Annotated in this window: 24 protein-coding genes; 15 read left to right on the plus strand and 9 right to left on the minus strand. The window is 66.5% G+C overall.

Annotated elements, in window-relative coordinates:
• Window positions 1-5 precede the first annotated feature (5 nt).
• Entirely contained in the window at window positions 6-1,208 is a 1,203-nt protein-coding gene (gene zigA / locus OUY36_RS18365) for a zinc metallochaperone GTPase ZigA (RefSeq protein ID WP_156245203.1), read from the plus strand.
• Window positions 1,208-1,852: a DUF1826 domain-containing protein gene (locus OUY36_RS18370; RefSeq protein ID WP_267935486.1), complete on the plus strand. Its 645-nt coding sequence runs from the start codon at window positions 1,208-1,210 to the stop codon at window positions 1,850-1,852. The genes zigA and OUY36_RS18370 overlap by 1 nt, the downstream gene beginning before the upstream one ends.
• A 49-nt stretch (window positions 1,853-1,901) precedes the next feature.
• Here OUY36_RS18370 and OUY36_RS18375 read toward each other — a convergent pair whose 3' ends face one another.
• Window positions 1,902-2,231 carry a four-helix bundle copper-binding protein gene (locus tag OUY36_RS18375; protein ID WP_014597733.1) on the minus strand — a complete coding sequence of 110 codons (330 nt, stop codon included), beginning with the start codon at window positions 2,229-2,231 and terminating at the stop codon, window positions 1,902-1,904.
• 210 nt (window positions 2,232-2,441) lie between these two features.
• On the opposite strand from OUY36_RS18375, the gene OUY36_RS18380 reads away from it, so the two are divergent.
• The 3 genes from OUY36_RS18380 to OUY36_RS18390 all read left to right on the plus strand — a co-directional run bounded on the left by OUY36_RS18380 (window position 2,442) and on the right by OUY36_RS18390 (window position 4,692).
• Window positions 2,442-3,029: an IMPACT family protein gene (locus OUY36_RS18380; protein WP_156245360.1), complete on the plus strand. Its 588-nt coding sequence runs from the start codon at window positions 2,442-2,444 to the stop codon at window positions 3,027-3,029.
• 448 nt (window positions 3,030-3,477) lie between these two features.
• Window positions 3,478-4,428 (plus strand): adenosine deaminase, encoded by a 951-nt coding sequence (locus OUY36_RS18385; protein WP_267935488.1) that lies wholly within the window; start codon window positions 3,478-3,480, stop codon window positions 4,426-4,428.
• A 99-nt stretch (window positions 4,429-4,527) separates the two neighbouring features.
• Window positions 4,528-4,692, plus strand: coding sequence for a hypothetical protein (locus OUY36_RS18390; RefSeq protein ID WP_166082458.1), 165 nt, complete (start codon window positions 4,528-4,530; stop codon window positions 4,690-4,692).
• Window positions 4,693-4,696: 4 nt separating this feature from the next.
• On the opposite strand, the gene OUY36_RS18395 is transcribed toward OUY36_RS18390, so the two are convergent.
• On the minus strand, window positions 4,697-5,869 hold the full coding sequence (locus OUY36_RS18395) for a Bcr/CflA family multidrug efflux MFS transporter (protein WP_267935490.1): 1,173 nt from the start codon (window positions 5,867-5,869) through the stop codon (window positions 4,697-4,699).
• A 205-nt stretch (window positions 5,870-6,074) separates the two neighbouring features.
• On the opposite strand from OUY36_RS18395, the gene OUY36_RS18400 reads away from it, so the two are divergent.
• Complete coding sequence (locus OUY36_RS18400) at window positions 6,075-6,722, plus strand: TetR family transcriptional regulator (protein ID WP_063541955.1); 648 nt, start codon at window positions 6,075-6,077, stop codon at window positions 6,720-6,722.
• A 4-nt stretch (window positions 6,723-6,726) separates the two neighbouring features.
• On the opposite strand, the gene OUY36_RS18405 is transcribed toward OUY36_RS18400, so the two are convergent.
• Window positions 6,727-6,918 (minus strand): heavy-metal-associated domain-containing protein, encoded by a 192-nt coding sequence (locus tag OUY36_RS18405; RefSeq protein WP_063541953.1) that lies wholly within the window; start codon window positions 6,916-6,918, stop codon window positions 6,727-6,729.
• A 148-nt stretch (window positions 6,919-7,066) separates the two neighbouring features.
• On the opposite strand from OUY36_RS18405, the gene OUY36_RS18410 reads away from it, so the two are divergent.
• The 3 genes from OUY36_RS18410 (at window position 7,067) to OUY36_RS18420 (ending at window position 11,990) form a co-directional block, all read left to right on the plus strand.
• Window positions 7,067-9,445, plus strand: coding sequence for a heavy metal translocating P-type ATPase (locus OUY36_RS18410; protein ID WP_267935491.1), 2,379 nt, complete (start codon window positions 7,067-7,069; stop codon window positions 9,443-9,445).
• A gap of 14 nt (window positions 9,446-9,459) precedes the next feature.
• The gene (gene cueR / locus OUY36_RS18415; RefSeq protein ID WP_110775904.1) at window positions 9,460-9,900 is read left to right on the plus strand and encodes a Cu(I)-responsive transcriptional regulator; all 441 of its coding nucleotides are present in this window, start codon (window positions 9,460-9,462) and stop codon (window positions 9,898-9,900) included.
• Between the two features lie 167 nt (window positions 9,901-10,067).
• Window positions 10,068-11,990, plus strand: a complete 1,923-nt coding sequence (locus OUY36_RS18420; protein ID WP_267935492.1) for a methyl-accepting chemotaxis protein — start codon at window positions 10,068-10,070, stop codon at window positions 11,988-11,990.
• Between the two features lie 44 nt (window positions 11,991-12,034).
• On the opposite strand, the gene bfr is transcribed toward OUY36_RS18420, so the two are convergent.
• Window positions 12,035-12,502, minus strand: a complete 468-nt coding sequence (bfr, locus tag OUY36_RS18425; RefSeq protein ID WP_063541945.1) for a bacterioferritin — start codon at window positions 12,500-12,502, stop codon at window positions 12,035-12,037.
• Window positions 12,503-12,747: 245 nt separating this feature from the next.
• On the opposite strand from bfr, the gene OUY36_RS18430 reads away from it, so the two are divergent.
• Genes OUY36_RS18430 through OUY36_RS18440 form a run of 3 tightly spaced genes read left to right on the plus strand, consistent with a single transcriptional unit; the run spans window position 12,748 to window position 18,345 of the window.
• On the plus strand, window positions 12,748-13,827 hold the full coding sequence (locus tag OUY36_RS18430; protein ID WP_267935493.1) for an efflux RND transporter periplasmic adaptor subunit: 1,080 nt from the start codon (window positions 12,748-12,750) through the stop codon (window positions 13,825-13,827).
• 4 nt (window positions 13,828-13,831) lie between these two features.
• Window positions 13,832-16,876 (plus strand): efflux RND transporter permease subunit, encoded by a 3,045-nt coding sequence (locus OUY36_RS18435; RefSeq protein ID WP_267935494.1) that lies wholly within the window; start codon window positions 13,832-13,834, stop codon window positions 16,874-16,876.
• Complete coding sequence (locus tag OUY36_RS18440; RefSeq protein ID WP_267935495.1) at window positions 16,873-18,345, plus strand: efflux transporter outer membrane subunit; 1,473 nt, start codon at window positions 16,873-16,875, stop codon at window positions 18,343-18,345. The genes OUY36_RS18435 and OUY36_RS18440 overlap by 4 nt, the downstream gene beginning before the upstream one ends.
• 86 nt (window positions 18,346-18,431) lie before the next feature.
• On the opposite strand, the gene OUY36_RS18445 is transcribed toward OUY36_RS18440, so the two are convergent.
• A complete protein-coding gene (locus tag OUY36_RS18445; RefSeq protein ID WP_063541937.1) occupies window positions 18,432-19,322 on the minus strand; it encodes a PA4780 family RIO1-like protein kinase in 891 nt (296 codons plus the stop codon).
• 157 nt (window positions 19,323-19,479) lie between these two features.
• Between OUY36_RS18445 and ada the strand changes: the two genes are divergently transcribed.
• From ada to OUY36_RS18460, 3 genes are read left to right on the plus strand one after another with little or no spacing between them, the layout of a single operon-like run.
• Window positions 19,480-20,520, plus strand: a complete 1,041-nt coding sequence (ada, locus tag OUY36_RS18450; protein ID WP_102838672.1) for a bifunctional DNA-binding transcriptional regulator/O6-methylguanine-DNA methyltransferase Ada — start codon at window positions 19,480-19,482, stop codon at window positions 20,518-20,520.
• A 49-nt stretch (window positions 20,521-20,569) separates the two neighbouring features.
• Window positions 20,570-20,812, plus strand: a complete 243-nt coding sequence (locus tag OUY36_RS18455; protein WP_253749882.1) for a hypothetical protein — start codon at window positions 20,570-20,572, stop codon at window positions 20,810-20,812.
• Window positions 20,813-20,863: 51 nt separating this feature from the next.
• Window positions 20,864-21,643, plus strand: a complete 780-nt coding sequence (locus OUY36_RS18460; RefSeq protein WP_208216761.1) for a TatD family hydrolase — start codon at window positions 20,864-20,866, stop codon at window positions 21,641-21,643.
• A gap of 9 nt (window positions 21,644-21,652) precedes the next feature.
• Here OUY36_RS18460 and OUY36_RS18465 read toward each other — a convergent pair whose 3' ends face one another.
• The 4 genes from OUY36_RS18465 to nfi all read right to left on the minus strand — a co-directional run bounded on the left by OUY36_RS18465 (window position 21,653) and on the right by nfi (window position 26,184).
• The gene (locus tag OUY36_RS18465; RefSeq protein WP_267935497.1) at window positions 21,653-23,683 is read right to left on the minus strand and encodes a methyl-accepting chemotaxis protein; all 2,031 of its coding nucleotides are present in this window, start codon (window positions 23,681-23,683) and stop codon (window positions 21,653-21,655) included.
• Between the two features lie 266 nt (window positions 23,684-23,949).
• The gene (gene ampE / locus OUY36_RS18470) at window positions 23,950-24,786 is read right to left on the minus strand and encodes a regulatory signaling modulator protein AmpE (protein ID WP_208216763.1); all 837 of its coding nucleotides are present in this window, start codon (window positions 24,784-24,786) and stop codon (window positions 23,950-23,952) included.
• A 15-nt stretch (window positions 24,787-24,801) separates the two neighbouring features.
• The gene (gene ampD / locus OUY36_RS18475) at window positions 24,802-25,353 is read right to left on the minus strand and encodes a 1,6-anhydro-N-acetylmuramyl-L-alanine amidase AmpD (protein ID WP_267935498.1); all 552 of its coding nucleotides are present in this window, start codon (window positions 25,351-25,353) and stop codon (window positions 24,802-24,804) included.
• Window positions 25,354-25,455: 102 nt separating this feature from the next.
• Window positions 25,456-26,184 carry a deoxyribonuclease V gene (gene nfi / locus OUY36_RS18480; RefSeq protein ID WP_267935499.1) on the minus strand — a complete coding sequence of 243 codons (729 nt, stop codon included), beginning with the start codon at window positions 26,182-26,184 and terminating at the stop codon, window positions 25,456-25,458.
• Window positions 26,185-26,204 lie beyond the last annotated feature (20 nt).

Raw genomic sequence — 26,204 nt, forward strand, 5'->3', positions numbered from 1 at the left:
CCGCCATGAACCGCCTCCCCGTAACCGTCCTGTCCGGCTTCCTCGGCGCCGGCAAGAGCACCCTGCTCAATCACATCCTGAAGAACCGCGACGGCCGCCGCGTGGCCGTGATCGTCAACGACATGAGCGAGATCAACATCGACGGCAACGAGGTGCAGCGCGGCGTCAGCCTCAATCGCGCCGAAGAGAAGCTGGTGGAGATGAGCAACGGCTGCATTTGCTGCACCCTGCGCGAAGACCTGCTCGAGGAAGTCGGCAAGCTCGCCCGCGAGGGCCGCTTCGACTACCTGCTGATCGAGTCCACCGGCATTTCCGAACCACTGCCGGTGGCCGAAACCTTCACCTTCCGTGACGAGCAGGGCCAGAGCCTGGCCGATCTGGCACGGCTGGACACCATGGTCACGGTGGTCGACGGGGTGAACTTCCTGCGCGACTTCCACGAGGCCGAGAGCCTGGCCAGCCACGGCGAAACCCTTGGCGAGGACGACGAACGCTCGGTCACCGAGCTGCTGATCGAACAGGTGGAGTTCGCCGACGTCATCCTGATCAGCAAGATCGACCTGATTTCCGCCGCCGAACGCGAGGAGCTGAGCGCCATCCTCGGCCGGCTCAATACCCATGCCGAGATCTTGCCGATGAGCATGGGTCAGGTGCCGCTCGACCGAATCCTCGACACCGGCCGTTTCGATTTCGAACGCGCCGCCCAGGCGCCCGGCTGGCTCAAGGAAATGCGCGGTGAGCATGTGCCGGAAACCGAGGAGTACGGCATCGCCTCCACCGCCTACCTGGCGCGCCGGCCATTTCATCCGCAGCGTTTCTACAACTTCCTCAACCGCGAGTGGAGCAACGGCCGCCTGCTGCGCTCCAAGGGCTTCTTCTGGCTCGCTACCCGCCCCGAGGAAGCCGGCAGCTGGTCGCAGGCCGGTGGGTTGATGCGCTACGACTACGCCGGGCGCTGGTGGCACTTCACGCCGGAGTCGGCCTGGCCGAGCGACCGCGAAAGCCGCACGGCGATCCTCGGCAAATCCCGCGACGAGTTCGGCGATTGCCGCCAGGAACTGGTCTTCATCGGGCAGAACATCGACTTCAACCGGCTGCGCCGCGAGCTGGACGCCTGCCTGTTGAACGACAGCGAATGGGCCGTGGGCGTCGACGGCTGGCTGCGCCTGCCGGATCCGTTCGGCCCCTGGCACGAGCAGGTCGCCTGATGCTGGCGCAGCGGATCATCCGTCCACAGCCACGCCAGCTGCTGGGCGATTCTCCGGCGATACTCGGCGAAGCGCTAAACGACGGCGTCAACCTCAGCGTATGGCAGCGCCAGCTGCCGCTGCATATTGTCGAATTCGCCGAGACACTTCTGGCGCTGGGCGAGCCGCTGGCGGAGTCGCTGACCCTCGAACCGAGCGGCGACGGCGAGCTGCAGCTGCCAACCCTGGCGGCAGCCCATCGGGACGTTGCCGGCCACGCCGGTTTCGTTGCCGACGTGGCCTGGCTGGTGCGGGCGTTCAGCTGTCTGGTCGATGCGCGGCGCATCGGCCTGCGCCTGCGGCTGCTGGACAAGCCCATGTGCCCGCGCTTCCACGTCGATCATGTGCCGCTGCGGCTGATCACCACCTATGCCGGTGCGGGCAGCGAATGGCTTCGCGAGGACGGCATGCCACGTCGCCGTCTCGGTGATCCGGCAGCCGAACCGACAGACCCGGCCGCCATCGAGCAGCTCGCGGCTGGCGACGTGGCATTGTTCAAGGGGGAGAAATGGCTGGGTAACGAAGGCGCCGGGATCATTCACCGCTCGCCGCAGGCGACCAGCACCGAGCGCCGCCTGATCCTGACGCTGGACTGGCTGGCCTGAAGCAGAAGGGCCGACAGCCGCAGCTGCAGCCCTCTGGATCGACGACCGATCAGGCCGCCATCTTTTCGCACTCTTCAGCACACTTGCGACAGGCTTCGGCGCAGGCCTGGCAATGGTCGTGCTGGTGCTTGCCGCACTCCTCGGCACAGTCGCGGCAGACCTGCGCACAGAGCTTGCAGAAGGCTTTGGCATAGGCGCTGTCGCGGGTCATCAGCACCGCCGCGATCGCACACATGTCGGCGCAGTCACGATCGAGCTCGATGCAGCGCGCCATCATCTTCACGTCGTCCTCGCGCAGGCAGGAGGCCGCGCAGGTCTCGCAGACCAGGGCGCAATTGGAACAGGCCTGGATGCATGACTGGTAACTGGAGTTGAGCATGGTGTTTCCTCCTTTTCTCTAGCCGGTAGGAAGTGGCTCTGGTAGGTGCCACTGGCGTCAGGCGCGAGCCACGCCTTACTAACTAGGGGTCCGAGGCGGCAACATAAGTTCAGCCCGTTGGCCGGATGGTCATGGCCGCCCGGCCTTTGCGACGACTTCGACGCGGCTACAATGCTCGCCCCGTTGCGCTATCCGGAAGCCACATTTCTCATGCCCTTCACCCTGTCCGCGCCCTGCGAACTGCTGGAAGTAATCAGCAAGAGCCGTTTCCTGGCCAAGGCCGCACCGGTACAAAGTCCGGAAGACGCGCAGGCATTCATCCAGGCGGTCAGCGATCCGACCGCTACGCATAACTGCTGGGCGTGGAAGATCGGCAATCAATACCGCTTCAGCGATGACGGCGAGCCCGGCGGTACGGCGGGAAGACCAATGCTCACGGCCATAGAAGGGCAGGATTTCGATCGGGTTGCGGTGGTGGTGATCCGCTGGTTCGGCGGCACCAAGCTAGGCACCGGCGGCCTCGCCCGTGCCTACGGCGGCACCACCGCCAAATGTCTGCAGGCCGGCGAGCACAGCGAACTGGTCTCGCGCTCGCGCTGCCGCTGTCATTGCCGCTTCGCCGAACTGGCGCTGCTCAAGGCGCGCCTGGGGGATTTCGAAGCGCTGCTGGAAGCCGAGCATTTCGATGCCGAAGGCGCGACGCTGGAGATTGCCCTTCCCGCCGCTCAGCTGCAGCCGCTGGAAAGATTGCTCGCCGATATCAGCCGCGGCCGTAGTCGGCTGCAAGCCTTGGACTAGACGCTCCTTGCCCACAAAAACTGTGGACGCAATTGTGGATAACATTTGTATGGTGTGCTGCGAAGCGCCTGCCACGGGGGCTGCAGAAATCTGTACATTTTTTAATCAGAGCGCCTTGCAGACCCGCCTCTATCACGTTAAACGCTTGAATTGCAGTGTTTTTTGACTGAGCGGTCGCGCGATGACGCAATGCCATCAATCGCGTTCTGCCAGCTGCCAGTTATGCCCGATTCGCGTGGAGAAGTATGTGGATAACATTGGGAACAACCTTGCCAGGCCGCGCCGTGCTTGGCTCGCAGACCGCTGGTCAAATATTCGCCAAATGAAACGGAGGCTTCATCGCACTGTCATCGACGCCTGCTAGGCACGGCAAACAGCCGATGACCATATCCGGATGCGACAACCCGTCGCTAGAATGCCCCCACACCCGCAAGACGAGAATTTCGCGATGCACGACTGGCTCAACAATCTGCCCAAGGCCGAACTCCACTTGCACCTGGAGGGCTCGCTGGAGCCTGAACTGATGTTCCGCCTGGCCGAGCGCAACAAGATCGCCCTGCCCTGGAACGACGTCGAGGCGCTGCGCAGCGCCTACAACTTCGGCAACCTGCAGGAATTCCTCGACCTCTACTATGCCGGCGCCGACGTGCTGCGCACCGAGCAGGACTTCTACGACCTGACCTGGGCCTACCTGCAGAGGTGCGAAGAGCAGAACGTGGTACATACCGAGCCCTTCTTCGACCCGCAGACCCACACCGACCGCGGCGTGCCGTTCGAGGCAGCGCTCAATGGCATCAGCGCGGCGCTGGCCGATGGCCGTGAGCTGCTGGGCATCAGCAGCGGGCTGATTCTCAGCTTCCTGCGCCATCTGCCGGAAGAAGAAGCCTTCAAGACGCTGGAACAGGCGCTGCCCTATCGCAATGCCTTCTTCGCCGTTGGCCTCGACAGCTCCGAGGTCGGCCATCCGCCGAGCAAGTTCCAGCGCGTGTTCGACAAGGCGCGTGGCGAAGGCTTGCTCACCGTTGCCCATGCCGGCGAAGAGGGCCCGCCGGAATACATCTGGCAAGCGCTCGATCTGCTCAAGGTCAGCCGCATCGACCATGGCGTGCGCGCCGCGGAAGATCCGAAGCTGATCGCCCGGCTGATCGAGGAGCAGATCCCGCTCACGGTCTGCCCGCTGTCCAACACCAAGCTCAAGGTGTTCGCCGACATGCGCCAGCACAACATCCTCGAGCTGCTGGAGCAGGGTGTGAAGGTCACGGTGAACTCCGACGACCCGGCCTACTTCGGCGGCTACGTGACGGAGAATTTCGTCGCGCTGCACGAGAGCCTGGGGATGACCGAAGCGCAGGCTCGCCGCCTGGCGCAGAACAGCCTGGACGCGCGCCTGGCCTACTGAGCCATTCGTCGGCGCAAGGCCGACCTGCGACACCATGGCTCGCCACGCGGGCCATGGCTGCGCCTAGACTGAGCGGCGCCAACTTGCGAGGAGATCGCCATGAACATTCTCGTCCGCCGCCTGACGCCCTATCCCGACAGCGCCTGGCAGGTCTGCCTGGACCGCCAGCGCGTCACCTTCCGCAGCGAGGCCGAGGCACGCGCCTTCGTCGAAACCCTGCAGCGACGCCTGCAGGCGCCGCATCGCCTGCCACTGAGCGCCTGATACTTCACTCCGTGCTGGCGCGCGCCGTGCCATAGGCGACGAGCGTCGCCAGCAGCCCGCACAGGCTCATGATTGCCGCCAGCGGCACCGCTGTGCCGTTGTGCAGAGCGCCTATCGCCGAAGCGGCAACCGCCGCGATGGCGAACTGCAGGCTGCCGAGCAGAGCCGAAGCACTGCCGGCGTTGGCACGCTGGTCGGCCATGGCGCAGGCCGTGGCGTTCGGCAACAGACAGCCCAGGCAGGACACGCAGCAGAACAGCGGGATCAGCAACGGCCAGAGCGATTCGGGCTGCGCGGCGGCGACCGCCAGCAGCGCCAGCGCACTGCCGAAGAAGAACCACACCCAGCGCCGTACCCAGAATTCCGGCCCGCGCCAGCGCACCAGCCGCACGTTCACCTGCGCCATCAGAATGAAGCCCGCGGCATTGATGCCGAACAGCCAGCCGAAATGCTCGGGCTTGACGCCATACAGCTCGATGAAGACGAACGGCGAACCGGTGATGTAGGCGAACATCCCGGCCATGCACAGCGCGCCGGTCAGCACGTGGCCCATGAAGAAGCGATCGCGGAACAGCCGCAGGTACTGTCCCAGCGCACCGGACATCGGCTGGCGCGGCAGCCCGGCCGGATAGGTTTCCGGTAGCCAGAGCGTGACCGCCACCAGGCAGATTGCGCTGAACAGCGTCAGCAGGATGAAGATCGATGGCCAACCGAAGGTCGCCAGCAACGCGCCGCCCGCCACTGGCGCAAGGATCGGCGCCAGGCCCATCACCAACATCAGCTGCGAGAACACCTTGGCGCTAGTCATCGGGTCGCACAGGTCGCGCACCACGGCGCGCGCAACCACCATGCCGGCGCAGCCACCCAACGCCTGCACGAAGCGCACGCCGATCAGCCAGTCCATGGACGGCGCGAAGGCGCTGGCCAGCGAGGCCAGGGTAAACAGCGTCACACCGACCAGCAGCGGCCCACGCCGACCGTAGCGATCGGCCAGCGGGCCATAGACCAGCTGACCGATGGCCAGACCGCTGAAATAGGCAGCCAGCGACAGCTGGACATGGTCGACGCTGGTATCGAAGGACTCCGCCAGCAAAGGAAAAGCCGGCAGGTACATGTCGATGGCCAGGGGGCCGAACGCACTGAGCGCGCCCAGGATGAGGAGAATCCGCAGAGACATCAGAAGCTCGCAAGCAGGAAAGAGAAGGTGGCGCGAGGGCCACTCGGTGGACCGTTACCTCGTTCGAGGGTTTGCACCGGCGTGCAAGATGCTGTTACATACACCGCCGCTTGTAAACATGCATCGCGACGAGATGCCTCGCTACACTGGTCGCCTCCAACGCTGCTGGATGCCCGAAGCAGCCGCTATCTGCCGAACCTGTCCCATGCGCCGAACCAAAGAAGAAGCCGAGAAGACCCGCATCGCCATCCTCGCCTCCGCCGAGCGGCTGTTTCTGGACAAGGGCGTGGCCCACACCAGCCTCGACCAGATCGCCCGGGATGCCGGGGTGACACGCGGTGCGGTGTACTGGCACTTTCAGAACAAGGCGCACCTGTTTCACGAGATGCTCAACCAGATTCGCCTGCCACCGGAGCAGATGAACGAGCGGCTCTGCACCTGCGACCAGCAGCAGCCGCTGCAATCCCTGATCGCCCTGCGCAACCTGACGGTCGAGGCCATCAGCACCCTGGCCAGCAACGAGCAGAAGCGTCGCATCTTCACCATCTTGCTGCACAAGTGCGAATTCACCGACGAATTGCGCGAAGCCGAGGAACGTCACCACGCCTTCATCAACCAATTCATCGATCTGTGCGAAAACCTCTTGCGCAACGCCTCGGCCTGCCTGCGACCCGGCGTCACGCCGCGGCTCGCCGCACTGTCGCTGCACGCCATGGTGGTCGGGCTGTTCACCGACTGGACGCGCGACACCGAGCTGTTCGCGCCGCAGGTCGATACCAAGGCGCTGATCGACCCACTGTTCCGCGGTCTGGTCCGCGACTGGCCGGAAGATCCCGACCAGCCTGCCGCGTGAGCGATCAGCTCACCTGATAACCCTCTTCGCTGATCGCCTGGCGAATCGCCTGCTCGCTGGCGCTGCTCTCGACCTGCACGGTTCCGGCCGCCAGATCCACCTGCACCCGAGCCTGCGGGTCCAGCGCCTGAATGGCCTGGGTAACCGCACGCTCGCAGTGGCTGCAGGTCATTCCGCTCACGTTGAATACTTGCATCGTCTCTCTCCTCGACTGGTAGATGCACGGATTCTCGACCTTGCCACCTGGGCAAGGTCAAGGCACCTGCTGTCGCAGATCATGGTGTTGACCTTGCCACAGGGTTAAGGTCGATCCTGCAGCCATCGCAACCCGAGGAGTCACAGCCATGTCCAGCGCCACCCATACGCTGCCGGTCAGCGGTATGACCTGCGCCAGCTGCGCCGGCCGCGTCGAACGCGCCCTGCTCAAGGTACCGCGCGTCGCCGCGGCCAACGTCAACCTGGCCAACGAACAGGTGCGTATCGAAGGCGATGACCTGGGCGTGGCAACGCTGATCGAGGCCGTAGAAAAGGCCGGCTACGGCGTGCCTGTGCAGAGCATCGAGCTGAACATCGAAGGCATGACCTGCGCCAGCTGCGTCGGCCGGGTCGAACGCGCCCTGCTCAAGGTGCCCGGCGTACGCAGCGCCGCGGTGAATCTGGCCAGCGAACGCGCGCATGTCGAAGTGATCGGCACGCCCGACCCCGCCGTGCTGATCCAGGCAGTCGAGGCTGCCGGCTACCAGGCAAGCGCCGGCGACCAGCAGCAACCCGCACAGGATGCCGAACGACGCCTGCAGCGCGAACGCTGGGCGGTGATCGCGGCCCTGCTGCTGGCCGCACCGCTGGTGCTGCCGATGTTCGCCGAGCTGTTCGGCGGCCACTGGATGCTGCCGGCATGGATTCAGTTCCTGCTCGCCACCCCGGTGCAGTTCATCCTCGGCGCACGCTTCTACGTCGCCGGCTGGAAGGCGGTGCGCGCCGGTGCCGGCAACATGGACCTGCTGGTCGCCATCGGCACCAGCGCCGGTTACGGCCTGAGCCTTTATCAATGGTGGGCGACCCCGGCCGGGCAGATGCCGCACCTGTATTTCGAGGCCTCGGCGGTGGTGATTGCCCTGGTGCTGCTGGGCAAGTATCTGGAGAGCCGCGCCAAGCGCCAGACCAGCGCGGCGATCCGGGCGCTGGAAGCCTTGCGTCCGGACCGCGCGACACGGGTAGTCGACGGCCGCGAGGAAGATGTTGCCATCGCCGCGCTGCGCCTCGGCGATCTGGTACTGGTCCGCCCCGGTGAGCGTTTCCCGGTGGATGGCGAAGTGGTCGAGGGAGAAAGCCAGGCCGACGAAGCGCTGATCAGCGGCGAGAGCCTGCCAGTGAACAAGGCGCCGGGCGACCGCATCACCGGTGGCGCGATCAATGGCGAAGGCCGCCTGCTGGTGCGCACCACCGCGCTCGGTGGCGAGACCGTGCTGGCGCGGATCATCCGCCTGGTGGAAGACGCCCAGGCGGCCAAGGCGCCGATCCAGAAGCTGGTGGACAAGGTCAGCCAGGTGTTCGTCCCGGCGGTGCTGGTGATCGCCGTGTTCACCCTGATCTGCTGGCTGCTCAGTGGCGCGCCGGTCGAGGTCGCGCTGATCAACGCCGTGGCCGTGCTGGTCATCGCCTGCCCCTGCGCCCTCGGCCTGGCGACGCCGGCGGCGATCATGGCCGGCACCGGCGTGGCGGCGCGGCACGGCATCCTGATCAAGGACGCCGAGGCGCTGGAAGTCGCCCATGCTGTGAATGCCGTGGCCTTCGACAAGACCGGCACGCTTACCTCGGGCAAGCCGCAGATCATCCACCTGCATGCCGTGGACGGCGACGAAGCGCGGATACTGCGCCTGGCCGGCGCCCTGCAGCGAGGCAGTGAACACCCGCTGGCGCGTGCCGTGCTGGAGCGCTGCGAAGCCGACGGCATCACGGTGCCGGATGTGCAGAAGAGCCAGGCCCTGAGCGGCCGCGGCATCGCGGGCACGCTGGATGGCCAGCAGCTGGCGCTGGGCAACCGGCGCATGCTCGAAGAGTACGGCCTGCAGCCGGGCGAGCTGCTGGACACCGCCCAGCGTTGGGAAGCCGAGGGCCGCACCCTCTCCTGGCTGGTGGAACAAGCGCCCAAGCCGCGCATCCTCGGCCTGTTCGCTTTCGGTGACAGCCTCAAGGACGGCGCCGCCGCGGCGATTGCCGGGCTCGCGGCGCGGCATATCCGCAGCCACCTGATCACCGGCGATAACCGTGGCAGCGCGCGGGTGGTGGCCGAAGCGCTGCACATCGATGACGTGCATGCCGAGGTGTTGCCGGCGGACAAGGCGGCCACCGTGGCCGAGCTGAAGAAGGGCGGCGCCGTGGTGGCGATGGTCGGCGACGGCATCAACGATGCCCCTGCCCTGGCCGCGGCGGATGTCGGCATCGCCATGGGCGGCGGCACCGACGTGGCCATGCACGCCGCCGGCATCACCCTGATGCGCGGCGATCCGCGCCTGGTGCCGGCCGCACTGGAGATCAGTCGGCGCACCTACCGCAAGATCCAGCAGAACCTGTTCTGGGCCTTTATCTACAACCTGGTGGGCATTCCGCTCGCCGCCTTCGGCTTTCTCAGCCCGGTGGTGGCTGGTGCGGCGATGGCCCTGTCGAGCGTCAGCGTGGTGAGCAACGCCCTGCTGCTGCGCTCCTGGAAACCGGAAGAATGAATCGGGAGCACGCCATGAACATCGGTCAGGCCGCCAAGCACAGCGGCCTCACGGCGAAGATGATCCGCTACTACGAATCCATCGGCCTGCTCACGCCCGCCGGGCGCGGCGCCAATGGCTACCGACATTACAACGAGCGCGACCTGCACCAGCTGGCCTTTATCCGCCGCGCCCGTGACCTGGGCTTCTCGCTGGAAGAGGTCGGCAAGCTGTTGGCGCTGTGGCAGGACCGCCAGCGCGCCAGTGCCGACGTGAAGGCCCTGGCCGGCGCACATATCGACGAGCTGAACCGCAAGATCGCCGAGCTGGTCGGCCTGCGCGACACGCTGCAGGAGCTGGTCGACCACTGCCAGGGCGATGATCGCCCGGACTGCCCGATTCTGCAGGGCATCGAGAGCGGCTGCTGCGTCCGCCCTGAGCAGGCGCCGTCACCGCTCACGCGCAACCAGACCTGACCGATCGGACAAGCCTGGTTCGGCGTTGCGGCGCGATCATCCGGCGCTACGACCGTTCCTCGCTTTACATTCAAGTTCGTATGCATCCGGCCGAAAGCGCTGCGGTATACGAGCCTCGCCTTGCGGCGTCGACTCGGACCGACTACTTCGCTTTCGCTTGGAGTGCCATGAACAACTGGTTTGCAAACATCGGGGTCAGCAGGAAGCTCACGCTGGGCTTCGCCACCGTCCTGATACTCACCATCGTCCTCGCCTGGAACGGCTGGGGCAGCCTGGACAGCGTCATCCAGCGCAGCGGACTAATGACCGAAATATCCCAGCTGAACAAGACCCTCACCGACCTGCGCATCGCCCGCCTGCAATTCATGCTGGCCAGTGGAGACAACGAGTCCACCAAGCGGCTGGACAACAACCTGGGCATCTACCTCTCCCAGCAGACCAAGCTGCTGGAGACCTTCGAGCACCCGGACGACGTCGCCCAGCTGAAGGAACAGGCCGGCTACAACGCCCAGTACCAGAACTCGCTGGACGACATGCGCAAGGGCTACGCCCAGGCCAACGCCGCGCGCACCACCATCGACGGCGCCGCCGCGCGCCTGGCTGAGCTGAACGCTGGGGTAACCCGCCAGGTGCTGCAGCTGGCGGAGTATGACGAAGGGCGCTTCGCGCAATTCCAGGCCATCACCCGCATCGAAGATGACGTGCAGCGCGCCCAATACCTGCTGCGCGTCTACATGGCGACTCCCGGTGCCGAGGCGGCCAAGGCCGTCTACGCACAACTGAATGCTGCCCAGGCCACGCTGGATCGCCATGCCGCCGCGCTCGACGCCGACCACGCGGCGACGCTGCAGCAGATCCGTGCCGTGCTCGGCGAGTACCGCGGCGCCATCGAATCGCTGGAGAAGGCCACCCTGGCAATCGCCAAGGCGCGCCAGGAGATGACCGATCAGCAGAAGGAAATCGTCCGCATCAGCGACTCGCTCTATCAGCTTCAGCTCGACCTGCTCGCCGTGGAAAGCGCCGCCGCGCGTACACGCCTGATCGTCAGCGCGTTGCTGGCGCTGGTGTTGGGCATCCTGGCCGCCTGCCTGATCACCCGGCAGATCATCCTGCCGCTGCGTGCCACCCTGGCCGAGGTCGAGCGCATCGCCTCCGGCGACCTCAGCGCCACCGCACAGATCCAGCGCCGCGACGAGCTGGGCGTGCTGCAGCGCGGCATCCAGCAGATGGGCGCGACCCTGCGCGAACTGATCGGCGGCATCCGCGATGGTGTCAGCCAGATCAGCGCCGCCGCCGAGGAGCTTTCGGCGGTTACCCAGCAGACCAGCGCCGGCGTAAACAGCCAGAAGGAAGAAACCGACCAGGTCGCTACCGCCATGCACGAGATGTCGGCCACCGTTCAGGAGGTGGCGCGCAATGCCGAGCAGGCCGCGCTGGCCGCCACCGAAGCGGATGGCGAAGCCCGCGAAGGCGATCGCGTGGTCACCGAGGTGGTCACGCAGATCGAACGCATGGCCAGCGCCGTGGTGCGCTCCAGCGAGGCGATGACGGCGCTACAGGAAGAAAGCGACAAGATCGGCAGTGTGATGAACGTGATCCGCGCCGTGGCCGAGCAGACCAACCTGCTGGCACTCAACGCCGCCATCGAGGCTGCCCGTGCAGGCGAGGCCGGGCGCGGCTTCGCCGTGGTCGCTGACGAGGTGCGCGGCCTGGCGCAGCGCACGCAGAAGTCCACCGAGGAAATCGAAGGGCTGGTCGCCGCGCTACAGAACGGCACCCAGCAGGTCGCCGCGATCATGCATACCAGCCGCGACCTGACCGACAGCGGGGTCGAGCTGGCGCGCCGTGCCGGTGCGTCGCTGGGCAGCATCACCCGTACCGTGTCGAACATCCAGGCGATGAACCAGCAGATCGCCGCAGCCGCCGAGGAACAGAGCGCGGTGGCCGAGGAGATCAGCCGCAGCGTGGTGAACGTGCGCGACGTGTCGGAACAGACCGCCGCCGCCAGCGAGGAAACCGCGGCGTCGAGCACCGAGCTGGCCCGTCTGGGTGGTCAGTTGCAGTCGATGGTGAGCCGCTTCCGGCTCTGATGGAACGCCCCGCGAGGCAGGCCCTGCCTCGCGGGGTGGAAGGCTCAGCTGGCCTGGGATTGCAGGTAGTTCTGCAGACCGATGCGGTCGATCAGGCCGAGCTGCTGCTCGAGCCAGTAGGCGTGGTCTTCCTCGGTGTCGTGCAGCTGCAGCGCCAGCATGTCACGGGTCGGGTAGTCACCGTGCTGTTCGGCCAGCGCGATGCCCTGCGCCAGCGCGGCTCGCACCTTGTACTCCAGCGCCAGGTCGTTGCGCAGCATATCCGGCACGCTGTGGCCCGGGTTGATCGGTTCCGGCGTCATGTCCGGCGTACCTTCGAGAAAGAGGATGCGCTTGAGCAGGGCATCGGCATGCTGCGTCTCCTCCTCCATCTCGTGATTGATGCGCTCGTAGAGCTTGCTGAAGCCCCAGTCGGCGTACATCCGCGAATGCAGGAAATACTGATCGCGCGCCGCCAGTTCGCCGCGCAACAGCTCCTTCAGATAGTCGATTACCGGTGCCTGGCCTTGCATTGCGTATTCCCCATGAGTGATGCGCCTTCAATAGCGGGCAAGCATCCCCGCTGAGTTCACGACGGTCAAGCGCTGCAAAGACGCAGCCGCTCATGCGTCAAGTGTGGCAGAGCATTGGCGAAAATCGACCACCCGGTCACCCCGTTGGCAACAATTTGCCGCCGAACTCCTGCGCCGACGCAGGGCTCTACTGTCAGTCCCAACGGGCGTCAGCGCGCCCGCAACGCGAGCAGCCAGGAGCCCCGATGACGTCAACACGAGCATTTCCAGTGACCCTGGCCTGGTTGACGATCTTCGCCTGCGCACTGCCACTGCTCGGCGGCTGTTCCTCGGAAGCCGAGCCAGCACCCCAGCCACCACGGGTGGCGCTGGTCGAGCCGCTGCAGGCAGCCGAGCCGCAAGCCGAGGCGCTGCGCTTCTCCGGCGTGGTGCAGAGCGTGACGTCCACGCAGCTGTCATTCGAGGTGGCCGGACGTATCGAGCGCATCCTCGTCGACGAAGGCACCCGCGTGATCCGAGGGCAACCGCTGGCGCAGCTGGATCGCACCGACTACCGCCTGCAGCTGCGCGAGGCCGAGGCGCGCCTGCGCCAGCTGGAGGCGGATCTGGCACGCAAGCGCACCCTGCTCGCCGAAGGCATCCTCGCGCCGGCCGCCATCGAAGCGCTGCAAGCCAACACGGTGGCGGCACGGGTGGCACGCGACAGCGCCCAGCGCGATCTCGATCAGAGCACGCTGAATGCACCGTTCGACGGCGTGGTGGCGCGCCGTCTGGCCGAGCCGGACATGGTGGTCGCGGTGGGCACGCCGGTCTTCGAGATGCAGGACAACGGCCATATCGAAGTCAGCGTCGACCTGCCGGAAACCGCCGCCTTGAGCATTCCGCTCGGCCCCGGTCTGCAGGCCGAAGGCGAGCTGGTGATCGCCGATGTGCGCCTGCCGCTGCGCTACAAGGAACACAGCACCCAACCGCGTGAAGGCGCGCGGACCTACCGCCTGGTGCTGCAGGGCGAGCCGCCGGAGGAGTACAACCTGCTGCCGGGCATGGCCATGCGCGTGCGCATCGAACGCCCGCCGCAGCCGCAGAGGACCCGCGACGCCTTCCGCCTGCCGCTGTCGGCGCTGCAGACCGGCAGCGACGGCCAGCACTTCATCTGGCAGGCGGACGATGGCCGCGCACGGCGGCAGCCGGTGCAACTCGAGCAGATCGATGGTGATCAGGCGCTGATTCGCGGTGACGGCCTGCAGGCGCAGATGCCGATCATCGTCGCTGGCGGCAGCAAGCTGCACGAGGAGCAGCCGATCGAAGCGCAGGAGCGGAACTGAGCCGATGGATTTCGCCCGCTACGCCATCACCCGGCCGGTCAACATCTGGATTCTGGTACTGATCTGCCTGCTCGGCGGCACCCTCGCCTTCTTCGAGATCGGCCGCCTGGAAGACCCGGAATTCACCATCAAGCAGGCCATCGTCAACGTGCAGTACCCCGGCGCCACAGCGCTGGAGGTCGAGCAACAGGTGACCGAACCGCTGGAGAGCGCGATCCAGCAGATGTCGCAGATCAAGGAGATCCGCTCGCGCTCGATGCCGGGCATCGCCGAGATTCGCGTGGAGATGCAGGACCGCTACGACGGCGATGCGCTGCCGCAGATCTGGGACGAGCTGCGCAACAAGATCAACGATGCCCAGGGCGACCTGCCGCCGGGGATCGAACCGCCGCAGGTCAACGATGATTTCGGCGACGTCTACGGCATCTTCTACGCGCTGACCGGCGACGGCCTGACGCTCAAGGAGCTGCACGAGACGGCCAAGGATCTGCGCCGCGCGCTGGTGGCCGCCGACGGCGTCGGCAAGGTCGAGATCGCCGGCGTGCAGGAAGAGCGCATCCTCGTGGAAGTCGACCAGGCGCAGCTGGCCGCGATGGGCATCGCCCCCGACGAGATCGCCGCGGCGCTGGCCGACACCGATGCCGCAGTGGATGCCGGCGGCGTGCATGCCGGCGAGTTTTTCGTACGCCTGCGCCCGAGCGGCGCCTTCGATTCGCTCGACGAGCTGCGCGCATTGCCGGTCGGCCAGGGCGCGCAGCGGGTCGAGCTGGGCGCCATCGCCAGGCTGTCGCGCGACTACGCCGAGCGGCCGCGGCAGATCATCCGACACAACGGTCAGGCGGCACTGACCCTGGGTGTCAGCGGGGTCTCGGGCGCGAACATCGTCGAGGTCGGGCACAGCGTCGAGGCGGCGTTGCAGGCCATCGAACACCGCATGCCGCTGGGCGCAGAACTGCATCCGCTGTACGAGCAGCACCGGATCGTCGATGAGTCGGTGAACAGCTTCGCGCTCAACGTGTTCCTCTCGGTGGCCATCGTGGTCGGCGTGCTGTGCATCGCCATGGGACTGCGCGCCGGTGTCATCATCGGCGCGGTGCTGTTTCTCACCGTGCTCGGCACGCTGCTGGTGATGTGGCTGGCGGGCATCGAACTGGAGCGGATTTCCCTCGGCGCGCTGATCATCGCCATGGGCATGCTGGTGGACAACGCGGTGGTGGTCTGTGACGGCATGCTGGTACGCCAGCGCCAGGGCAAGAGCATCCTCGAAGCCTCGCAGGAAACGCTGCAACAGACGCAGTGGCCGCTGCTCGGCGCGACCATCATCGGCATCCTCGCCTTTGCCGGCATCGGTCTGTCCCAGGACACCACTGGTGAGTTCCTCTTCTCGCTGTTCTTCGTCATCGCCGTGTCGCTGCTGCTCAGCTGGCTGCTGGCGCTGCTGCTGGTGCCGCTGTTCGGTCATTACCTGCTGCGCAACGCCAAGACCGACGAGGATCCCGACGCCGCCTACAACGGCCCCTGGTACAACCGTTATCGGCGACTGGCCGTTGGCGTGCTGCACCGGCCCTGGCTGACCATCGGCGTGCTGGTCGTGCTGACGGTGATCAGCGCGGTGATCTTCACTCGCCTGCCGCAGAGTTTCTTCCCGCCGTCGAGCACGCCGCTGTTCTACGTCAACCTGTTCCTGCCGCAGGGCACGCACATTCGCGAGACCGCAGAGACCGCCTCTGACGTGGAGGCGTATCTGGCGGAGCTGGAGGGCGTCAGCGAAGTATCCAGTTTCATCGGCGCTGGCGCCTCGCGCTTCATGCTGACCTATATGCCGGAGCAGCCGAATTCGGCACTGATGCACTTCCTCGTGCGCACCGAGGACGCCGAGCTGATCGCCGGGCTGGTGCGGCAGATCAACCAGCAGCTGCCGCAACGCTATCCCTCGGCCGACGTCTCGGCCGCGCAGTTCATGTTTGGCCCCAATGCCGAGGCCAAGCTGGAAGCACGCATCAGCGGCCCGGACATCGAGGTGCTGCGGGCCATATCCGCCGAGGGTCGCAAGCGACTGCAGGATGAGGGCAAGGTGTTCAACGTGCGCGATGACTGGCGCCAGCAGGTGCTGGTGCTGCGCCCGCAACTGGCACTGGATCGCCTCGCCGATGCCGGCCTGACCCGCCAGGCCGTGGCGCGTGCCCTGGCCGCCGGCAGCGAGGGCCAGCGGGTCAGCCTGCTGCGCGAGCGTGACGAGCTGATCCCGGTATTGCTGCGCGCTGCGCCCGAGGATCGCATCGATAGCGGCGAGCTGCTGCAACGGCTGATCTGGAGCCCCGCCGGCACCGGCTACGTGCCACTGGCGCAGGTCGCCGATGGCGTCGAGCCGGTCAGCGAGGACAGCATCATCGTGCGCTACGACCGCGAGCGCACCATCTCAATCCGCGCCGAACCACGCGACGGCGAGAACACCAACGCGGCGCACGAGCGCATCCGCCCGCTGATCGAGGGCATCGAACTGCCGGTCAACTACAGCCTGAAATGGGGCGGCGACTACGAACAGTCCTCCGAGGCCCAGCAGGCGCTGGCGAGCACGCTGGCGGTGCCCTACCTGGCAATGGTGCTGGTCACCGTGCTGCTGTTCGCCAGGGTGCGCCAACCGCTGATGATCTGGGCGGTGGTGCCGATGGCTATCTGCGGGGTGAGCTTCGGCCTGCTGCTCACCGGTCAGGCCTTCGGTTTCATGGCACTGCTCGGCCTGCTCAGCCTCACCGGCATGCTGATCAAGAATGCCGTGGTGCTGGTGGACGAGATCGACCGGCAGATCGACGACGAGGTGCCGCGCCTGACCGCCATCATCGAAGCCTCGGCGTCGCGCCTGCGCCCGGTGATGATGGCCGCCGGCACCACCGTGCTGGGCATGGTGCCGCTGCTGTTCGACCCGTTCTTCGCCAACATGGCAGTGACCATCATGGGCGGCCTGGGCTTCGCCACGCTGCTGACGCTGCTGGCCGTGCCCTGCCTGTACCTGCTGCTGATGAAAGTGCGCCAGGAGGAAACCGCATGACTGCCAAGGCCCTGGCCGCTCCGCTGCTGCTCGCCCTGGCCCTGGGCGCCTGCTCCAGCGCACCGCAGCATCCGGCGCCGCAACTGCCGGATACCTGGTTCAGTGCCGCCGGCAGCCACGCGGCGGATGCCGAGACACTGGCCGCCTGGTGGCGCCAGTTCGACGACCCGCAGCTCACCGCGCTGGTCGGCCGCGCCATGCAGCAGAACCACGACGTGCGTCTGGCCATGGCGCGGGTCGACAGCGCCCGCGCCCAGCTGCGCCAGTCGCGCGCCGGCCTGCTGCCGAGCTTCGACCTGCCCGGTTCGGCCAGCCGTCAGTGGAACGAGAACGATCAGGAAGCCGAACCCGACAGCCCACTGGCCGATTTCATCCCCGACGACGACGTGATCAGCTTCGATACCTGGGAGCTGGCGCTGCAGGCGACCTGGGAACTCGACCTGTTCGGCGCCACCCGCGCGCGGCGTGACAGTGCGGCCCAGCAGCTGCGCTCGGCCGAGGCACAGACGATCGCTGCGCGCCTGGCCGTGGCCTCGAATACCGCCCAGGGCTATCTGCAGCTGCGCGCGTTGCAGGGCCAGCGCGTGTTGCTGGTCGAAGGCATCGAAGTGGCGCGTGAGCTGGAGCGTATCGCCGGGCTGCTGTTCTACGCCGGCGAAGTGACCCGGCTGGATGTGGAGGCCACATCCGCCGAACGCGCGTCGCTGGAAGCCGATCTGGACGAGCTGGACATCCACCTGGCCGAAGCGCAGCTGGCGCTGGAGACCCTGCTCGCCGAGCCGCCGGGCAGCACCGCCACGCGGCTCGCCGCCAGCGCGCCGGTCCCGCTGGCGGAGCAGCGCATCGCGCCCGGCCAGCCCATCGACCTGCTGCGCCGCCGCCCGGACCTGATCGCCGAAGCGGCACGGCTGAACGCTGCGGAGCTGCAATCGCTGGCCGCGCGCCGTGACCTGTTCCCCAAGCTGGCTGTGCAGGCCGCGATGGGCCGCTCCGGCTTCGCCCTGGGAGACGCGATATCCGGCGCCTCGAACTTCGCCCGGGTCGGCGCGACCTTCGGCCTGCCGCTGCTGGACTATCCACGCCGCGGCGCCGCCATCGACCTGGCCGATGCCGAGGGCGAGACGGCTTACATCGCCTTCGAGCAGGCGCTGGCCCGCGCGTTGGAGGAAGTCGAACGGGGCCTGACGAGGATGGCCGGTCAGCAGCGCAGGCACGTAGCGCTCAGCCGCACCCGCGAGCACCGTGAGCGGGCGCATCGGCTGGCACAGCGCAGCTACGAGCTGGGTGAGGCGAACCTGAGTGAAGTGCTGGACGCCCAGCGCGGTGCGCTGCAGGCCCGCCAGCGGGCGCTGGAAGGGCGGACCGCACTGGCGACGGCGCAGGTGGCGTTGTATGTGGCGTTGGGAGGCGGCTGGCATGCTGAGTCCGCACATGCTGCGGACTCGTCTTCAGAGACAGCGACGCACTGAATACTTTTTTGGGTACGGGCGAGCCTCAAACGACGCGGTGAGTAAAACAGAGCCCACAGTCTCCGGCCCTCGCCGGAGACTGCCAATCAGCCCTTCATCCACGGCGGCTCCGGCGGTTCATCCTGCGGCGCATCGTCCGCGCCCCGCATGGCCTCCCGCCGCGCCTGCTCGGCCAACGTCGCCTTGATCTCGCGCATCACCGCATCGATATCCGCGGCATCCTCCGGCTCGGCGAACTCCCCGGTCAGCTCCGTCTCGGGCGTCAGTTTGCCCTGCTCATATAGCGCCCACATTTCCTTGGCGTAACGGGTGAACTTGAGTTCCGGCGCGAAGCGGCCGAAATAGGCGGCCATGTTGCCGACGTCCCGCTCGAGCATTTCGAAGGCATGGTTGTTGCCCGCTGCATCCACCGCCTGCGGCAGATCGATGATCACCGGGCCATGCTCGTCGAGCAGCACGTTGAACTCGGACAGGTCGCCATGCACCAGCCCGGCGCAGAGCATCTTCACCACTTCATGGATCATGAACGCATGGAACTCGCGGGCATCGTCCGGATGCAGGTCGACGTCGTTCAGTCGCGGCGCGGCATCGCCATCCTCGCCGGCGATCATCTCCATCAGCAGCACGCCGTCGAGGAAATCGTAGGGCTTGGGCACCCGCACGCCGGCGTCGGCCAGGCGGAACAGGGCCGCGACCTCAGCGTTCTGCCAGTTCTCTTCCTTCTCCTTGCGCCCGTGCTTGGAGCCCTTGGCCATGGCGCGCGCATCGCGACTGCTGCGCACCTTGCGCCCCTCCTGGTATTTCACGGCCTGCCTGAAGCTGCGCTTGTTGGCTTCCTTGTAGACCTTGGCGCAGCGCAGCTCGTCGCCACAGCGCACCACATACACCGCTGCTTCCTTGCCGCTCATCAGCGGCCGCAGCACCTCGTCGATCAGGCCATCCTCGATCAGCGGTTCGAGTCGTTTAGGCGTTTTCATCAGCGGCTTGCAGGTCCTTCAGTGCGGGGCGGGGCTGCAGGTTACGGCAATCGCATAGCGGCTTCCATGCCTCCCATCGAGTTTGAAAGCACGCTTTGGCTTGGCGCAAAGCACGCGCAAAGCCGACAATCGGACCATCATCTCTTGGAGCACCGCCATGCTCGATGAAGACCGTTACTGGCAGGCGCTGTGCGAGCGCGACGCCGCCTTCGATGGGCGTTTCGTTTTCGCCGTGCGCTCGACCGGTATTTTCTGCCGCCCCAGCTGCCCGGCACGGCGCCCGGCGCGTGAACGGGTGGCGTTCTACGCCGATGGCGAAGCAGCGCGAGTCGCCGGCTTTCGCCCGTGTCGACGCTGTTCGCCGCTGGGGCCGAGTCCGAGCCAGCAGCTGGACGCGCTGGTCGTCGCCGCCTGCCGCCTGCTCGATGACGCCGTAACGCCGCTGACGCTGCCGCAGCTGGCCGCACGCATCGGTCTGTCACCGGCGCACCTGTCACGCGCGTTCAAGGCGCGCACCGGCCTGACGCCGCATGCCTGGGCCGCCGCGCGCCGGCGTGAACGCCTCGACGCCCAGCTGCCGAAAGCCGATTCGGTACTCGATGCCGCCCTTGCCGTCGGCTACTCCGGCACCCGTGGGCCCTATGCCGAGGCGCAGGCGCTGAGCCCGGCGCAGCGGCGTCGAAAGGGCGCTGGCGAAACCCTGCGTTACGCTATGGCCTCCTGCCCGCTCGGCCTGCTGCTGATCGCCGCCAGCGACAAGGGTCTCTGCGCGCTGTTGTTCGGCGATGACGAGGCCGCGCTGGAACAGGAGCTGCGCTCACGCTTCGCCGCCGCCACGCTGCAGCGCGATCAGGCCGGGCTGGGCAATTGGTTGCAGGCGATCATCGGCCAGCTGGAGGAACCGCAGCGCGCCGCCCAACTGCCCCTCGACCTGCGCGGCACGGCCTTCCAGCAGCGCGTCTGGCAGGCGTTGCAGCAGATTCCAGCAGGCCAGACACGCCGCTACGGCGAGCTGGCGGCAAGCCTCGGCAGCCACGCCCGAGCGGTGGCGCGTGCCTGCGCCAGCAACCCGGTCGGCCTGCTGGTGCCCTGTCACCGCGTGGTTGGTAGCCAGAACGCGCTGACCGGCTACCGCTGGGGGCTGGCGCGCAAGGCGGCATTGCTCGAGCGCGAAGGGCAAGGCGAATCGGGAGCCTGAGCGGATTTCGGCGGTCGGATACTGCAGTACCGACCGCCGGAAGCCTGCCATGACCGAACTGAAGCGTTACCGCATCCACTACCGCATCAACGGCGAGCCCGCTTCGCTGCTGATGAGCTCGTTCGAACTGCCCAGCCTGGAACAGGCCGAACTGGAGATTCTCCTGCACCATGTCCGCGAGCCGCGCGCCGCGGTCGATGCACCCTGGGAGAACCCGGTGCACCCCAGCGAAGCCAGCCGGCTGAGCGAACTGGGCGTCAGCGATATCCAGATCGAAGAGGAAAACCGCTGACGAGGCTGTAGCATTGCCGCCCGTTCACCGCCGACCGTACGGAGTCTGCTCGTGCAGCTGATCGACACCCACACCCATCTCGATTTCGATCCGTTCGATGAGGACCGCGCCGCGGTGATCGCCCGCAGCCAGGCCGGCGGCGTCGAGCGCATCGTGGTACTCGGCGTACATGCCGCCAATTGGCAGCGGGTTTGGCAGCTGGCCGGTGACGAGCCATCGGTATACGCGGCGCTGGGCCTGCATCCGGTGTTCCTCGACGAACATCAGGACGCCCATGTCGAACAGCTGCGCGACTGGCTGGAGCGCTTGCGCGGCGAGCCGAAGCTCTGCGCCATCGGTGAGATCGGCCTGGATTACTACATCGACAATCCGGACGTCGAGCGCCAACAGCAGCTGCTCGAAGCGCAGCTGGCGCTGGCCGCGGAGTTCTCGTTGCCGGTATTGCTGCATGTGCGCCGTGCCCATGCGCCGATGATCGCCACGCTCAAGCGCTACAGGCTCGAACGTGCCGGCGTCGTGCACGCGTTCAGCGGCAGCTGGGAAGAGGCACAGGAGTATCTGCGGCTGGGCTTCAGACTCGGCCTCGGCGGCGCCGGCACCTGGCCACAGGCACAGCGGATGCATCGGGTGCTGCGACAGCTGCCACTGGAGGCCATCGTGCTGGAAACCGATGCGCCGGACATCCCGCCGGCCGGGCATGCCGGCGAGCGCAACAGCCCGGAATTGCTGCCGGAAATCTGCCAACGCCTGGCCGACCTCAAGGGCATCGCCCCCGAAACGCTGGCCGCGGCCAGCTATCGCAACAGCTGCGAACTGTTCGGCTGGCGCTGAGCCGGCCCGTCAGACGCGGAAGGCGGCGATCAGCTGCTGCAGCTGGCCGACCAGCTGGCTCAATTCGCGGCTCGCCTGCTCGGTATGCCCGGCGCCTTCGGCAGTTCGCTGCCCGGCTTCGTTGATGGCGACGATGTTGCGATCGATGTCATGCGCCACCGCCGTCTGCTGCTCGGCAGCCGCGGCGATCTGCTGGTTCTGATCGACGATCAGCCCCACCGCGCCGAGGATATTCTCCAGCGCCTGCTCCACCTGTGCCGACTGCCCGACCGTTTCCTCGGCCAGCGCATGACTGGCATGCATGGTCTTCACTGCAGCGCCGACGCCGTTCTGCAGGCGCGAAATCATCTGCTCGATTTCTGCGGTGGACTTCTGCGTGCGTTGCGCCAGGCCACGCACCTCGTCGGCAACCACGGCGAATCCGCGGCCCTGCTCGCCGGCCCGCGCCGCTTCGATGGCGGCATTGAGGGCCAGCAGGTTGGTCTGTTCGGCGATCGCCTTGATCACGTCAAGGACCTGGCTGATCGCCTTGCTGTCGCCAGCCAGCTGGTTGATCACCTCCACCGATTGTTCGATCTCGCTGGCCAACCGCTGGATGCCGCCGACCTGCGCGACCACCAGGGAACGGCCGCTGACGGTTTCCTCGTTGACGCTCTGCGCGCTACCCACTGCGGCCTCGGCGCTGGTGGCGACCGCCTGGGCGGTGGCCGACATCTCGTTCATCGCGGTGGCCACCTGTTCGATCTGGCCACGCTGTTCGGATACCGTCTGGTTGCTCTCGCCGGATACGCTCTCCACCCGTCCGGCCTGGCGCTCCACCTCGGCAACGGTATGGCCGACGCGCTCGATCAGTTCACGGATCTGCGCCACGGTAGTGTTGAACACCTGGCCCAGCTCGCCGAGCTCATCGCGGCTCTGTACCTGATAGCGCGCGGTCATGTCGCCGGCGGCGACCTTGTCCATGATCCTGCCGAGACTGTGCAACGAGGCGCGCGTCGAAGCGTAGAAGCCGGCATACAGGTAGGCCACCAGACACAACACCACCGCCAGGGCCGAGAGCAGCAGCGTCATCAGCAGGCGCTTCTGTTCCAACCGTTCGGCGAGTTCCACATCGAGAAATGTCAGGATGGCGTCGTTCAGCTCGTAGGTCTTGGCCATCTCGGCGCTGATGCGCTCGTAGAACTGTTCCCATGGCTGGTCCAGCGCGTCGGCCATGATCACCTCGTCCTGCAGGATGTCGCTGCTCGCCTGCAGGGACTCGCGGCTGGCCGTAGCGAAAGCGTCGAGCCGGGTTCGCGCGGCCTGGCTCGCGCCGAGGGCGTCCTGCAACTGTGCGGCGTACTGCGCCTGCTGCTTTTCCAGTTCCAGCACGAGGTTGTCCAGCGTATTGCTGGCATCGGAGTTCAGGTAGCCCTGGCCGAAGGTGTAGGAGCCCACCGCACGTCCTTCGCCGAGCGATGCGCTGATGGCCGGGGTTACCGTGGTCAGCAGCTCGGCCAGCTGACGCACCTCACGCTCGAGATCCTGGCTGAGGCCGGACTGACCGGCGACGAGCTTGATCATCACCTGCGACTGGCCCAACAGCGTCTCGGCCATGGCCGCCTTGGACTGCAGCGATTGCTCGGCCTGGGCAGCCCGCAGACCAGCCACCAGTTCGTCGCGCCGGGCATTGAATTCGGCCACCTGCTCGGGCGCATCGCCAACGGGGGCCAGCGCCTGCAGCTGCGCCGTCAGCTCGCTTTCGACACGGTTCAGACGCGTCTGCAACGCCTCGACATTGCCGGTCTGGCCGATGATCGACTCGATGTGCACGAGGTCTTTCCAGTCCTCCATGCTGCGCCGCACCTGCAGTGTCGAGCCGAGCAGCTCGAGACTCTGCAACTCGTTGCGGGTACCGACATACGCTCGGTACGAATCGCGCACCAGGTAGTAGTTGCTCAGCAGCATGGGAACGAAGAACAGGACGCTGACCAGACTGAACTTCATGCCGAAGCTCAGGCGGTTCATGAACGCGATGGCGGGATACAACAGGCTATTCACACGACGTCTCCCAATTTTATTGGTATTGGCTTGCACGCAATTGCAACGCGCAGCAGGGCTCGTCAGAGAGTGGCATCTGCCCGGGTTATACGGGATATCGGTATGGGCTTTTGTAACTTAAGGTAATGGCCAAATCATGGCCAGCAGTTCTGTATTGGATAGGCACCCGGCGAGGCGTCTGGCTCAAGGGTTCCAGCGATTCGACAGGCAAACCTCATACAGCGGCGTTATGGAGGTCCATCAGCGCCGCCGCTGGCGGATAAGGCTCAGACGAGGATCGTCCAGACCGCGATCACCGCGTACCAGAACACGCGTGTGCGCACCAGCAACGCCGCGATCCCGTCGAGCCGCGCGATGCCCGCCTCACCCTCGGTCGCAGGAGGCAGATCGGCGGCCAGCGGACCGGCATCGGCCAGCAGGCGCCGGGCCGGCACGTCCCAGCTCAACAGCTCATGCAGCAGCGCTCGGTTGACCGCGACGAAGTTGCCGACCAGGGCGAAACTGCCGAGCAATACGCGTACCGGCAACCAGTCGAAGGCATGCCGCAGCTGCTCGGCCCGCTCGCGCAGCCCTTCGAGTTCGGCGTGCTCGGCGCACAGCGCCAGTAGTCGATAGGCCAGTGCCGCCATCGGCCCGAGCAGCAGGTACCAGAAGATCACCGCAAAGAAACCCTCGTAGCTGCGCCACAGCAGCCAGGTTTGTACCGCCGATAACAGGCTCGGCGGGTCCTGCGCCTGCAGGCCGGCGTCACGCTCGGCCGCCAGCGCGGCTGCCTCCTCATCACCACGACGCCAGGCATCGCGGAACGCGCCGAGTTCAGCCTTGGCATGGCCGCGGCCGAGGCTGTAGAGCAGCACCAGCAAGTGCAGTGGCAGGCTCAACCAGCCGTAGGCCAATGGTTCCAGTGCGACCAACAGCAGGCCAAGCAGCAGTACGGGAATCAATACCAGCAAGGCCAGCGCCAGCCAGGGAGCGCCGCGCAAGCGCGGGCTGGCCTCGGCCTGGCGCAGGCGCGCCAGCCAGGGGCGGTCGTACTGCAGCCGTGGTCGCCAATCGGAGAATTTCTCCACCAGCAGCACGAGCAGAATCACCAGAAAGCTCATCGCCGTTTCCTTTCGTCAGCAGGTAATTGAGGCGGCACGCAAGCGCTGCCAGTCGAAGGCCGGTCCGGGATCGGTCTTGCGCCCCGGCGCGATGTCGCTGTGGCCGCACACCCGCTCCGGCGTGATGCCCGGATAGCCGCTCTGCAGCATCCGGCATAGCGCGATCAGCGCCTGGTATTGCGGCTCGCTGAACGGCTGGTCATCGGTTCCCTCCAGCTCAATGCCGATGGAAAAATCGTTGCAGCTCTCGCGACCGTCGAAGCAGGACACCCCGGCATGCCAGGCCCGGTCCAGACAGGAGACGAACTGGGTAATCGAGCCATCACGCTCGATGAGAAAATGTGCCGAGACCTGCAGTTCGGCGATTTCCTCGAAGAAGGGGTGTTCGTCGCGCTGTAGGCAGTTCTGGAAGAACTGTTGGACCCTGCCGGTACCGAACTGGCCTGGCGGCAGGCTGATGTTGTGGATCACCAGCAGCGAAATCTCGCCGGCTGGCCGCTGGTTGAAGTTGGGTGACGGGCAATGGTGGACGCCATGGCACCAGCCGGTGGCGGTATCCAGATGCATCGTGAAGGTCCATGCTGACGGCAGGCCCGCAGGCTAGCGCTTGCGAGACAGGCGCTGCAAGCGCTGCCGCTGGCACCGGCATTCGCCGTTACAATCCATTCGTTACCCGGCCGTACCGCCCAGGCGCCGTGCCGCGGCTTTCTCCTCGCGACGGGAGGCAAGGCGGTCGGCCAGCCGTGTCGGTTCCGGCAGGCGGTAGCGGGTCACGTAGCGCATGACCAGCTCCGGCGCCGTGGCGATGCTTACCCGGTTGCCCGGCGAGATGATCAACGGCCGCACCTTGTCCTTGCTGCGCAGCACACAGCCGATCACCTCGCCGGTCTTCTTGTCGCGCAGCGCTACCCGGGCGCCGCGCTGCAGGTCGAGTTCGTCGTGTTCACCGGTGAGCAGCTTCTTCGCTACACCGATGGTCGGCAGCCCGGTTACCACGCCCAGGTGAGCAGCGATGCCCAGGCGCCGCGGATGGGCGATACCGTGCCCGTCGGAGAAGATCAGGTCGGGAACCGCCGGCAGCTCAGCCAACGCCTGCAACACCGCCGGCAACTCGCGGAACGACAGCAGGCCGGGCACATAGGGCATGTTGGTCGGGATTCGCGCCAGGCTGCTGCCGACCAGCTCCAGGGTATCGGCATCCAGCAGCACCGCCGCCGCCCGGGTGATGCTGCCGCCCTCTTCGAAGCCAACGTCCACCCCGGCGATCAGGCGCAGCGGCGGGAAGTCGTCCTGCAGACGCAGCTGCGCGGCCAGCGTCTGCTGCAGCGCTCGCGCCGCGGCCGGGCTGCCATCCCAATCGCCAAAAGGATTCGCTGGAAAGTGGCTGGATTCGTTCATGCATGGCTCCATTGGCTTCT

The sequence above is a fragment of the Stutzerimonas sp. R40042 genome (assembly GCF_026642215.1).
Classification (GTDB): Bacteria; Pseudomonadota; Gammaproteobacteria; order Pseudomonadales; family Pseudomonadaceae; genus Stutzerimonas; species Stutzerimonas frequens.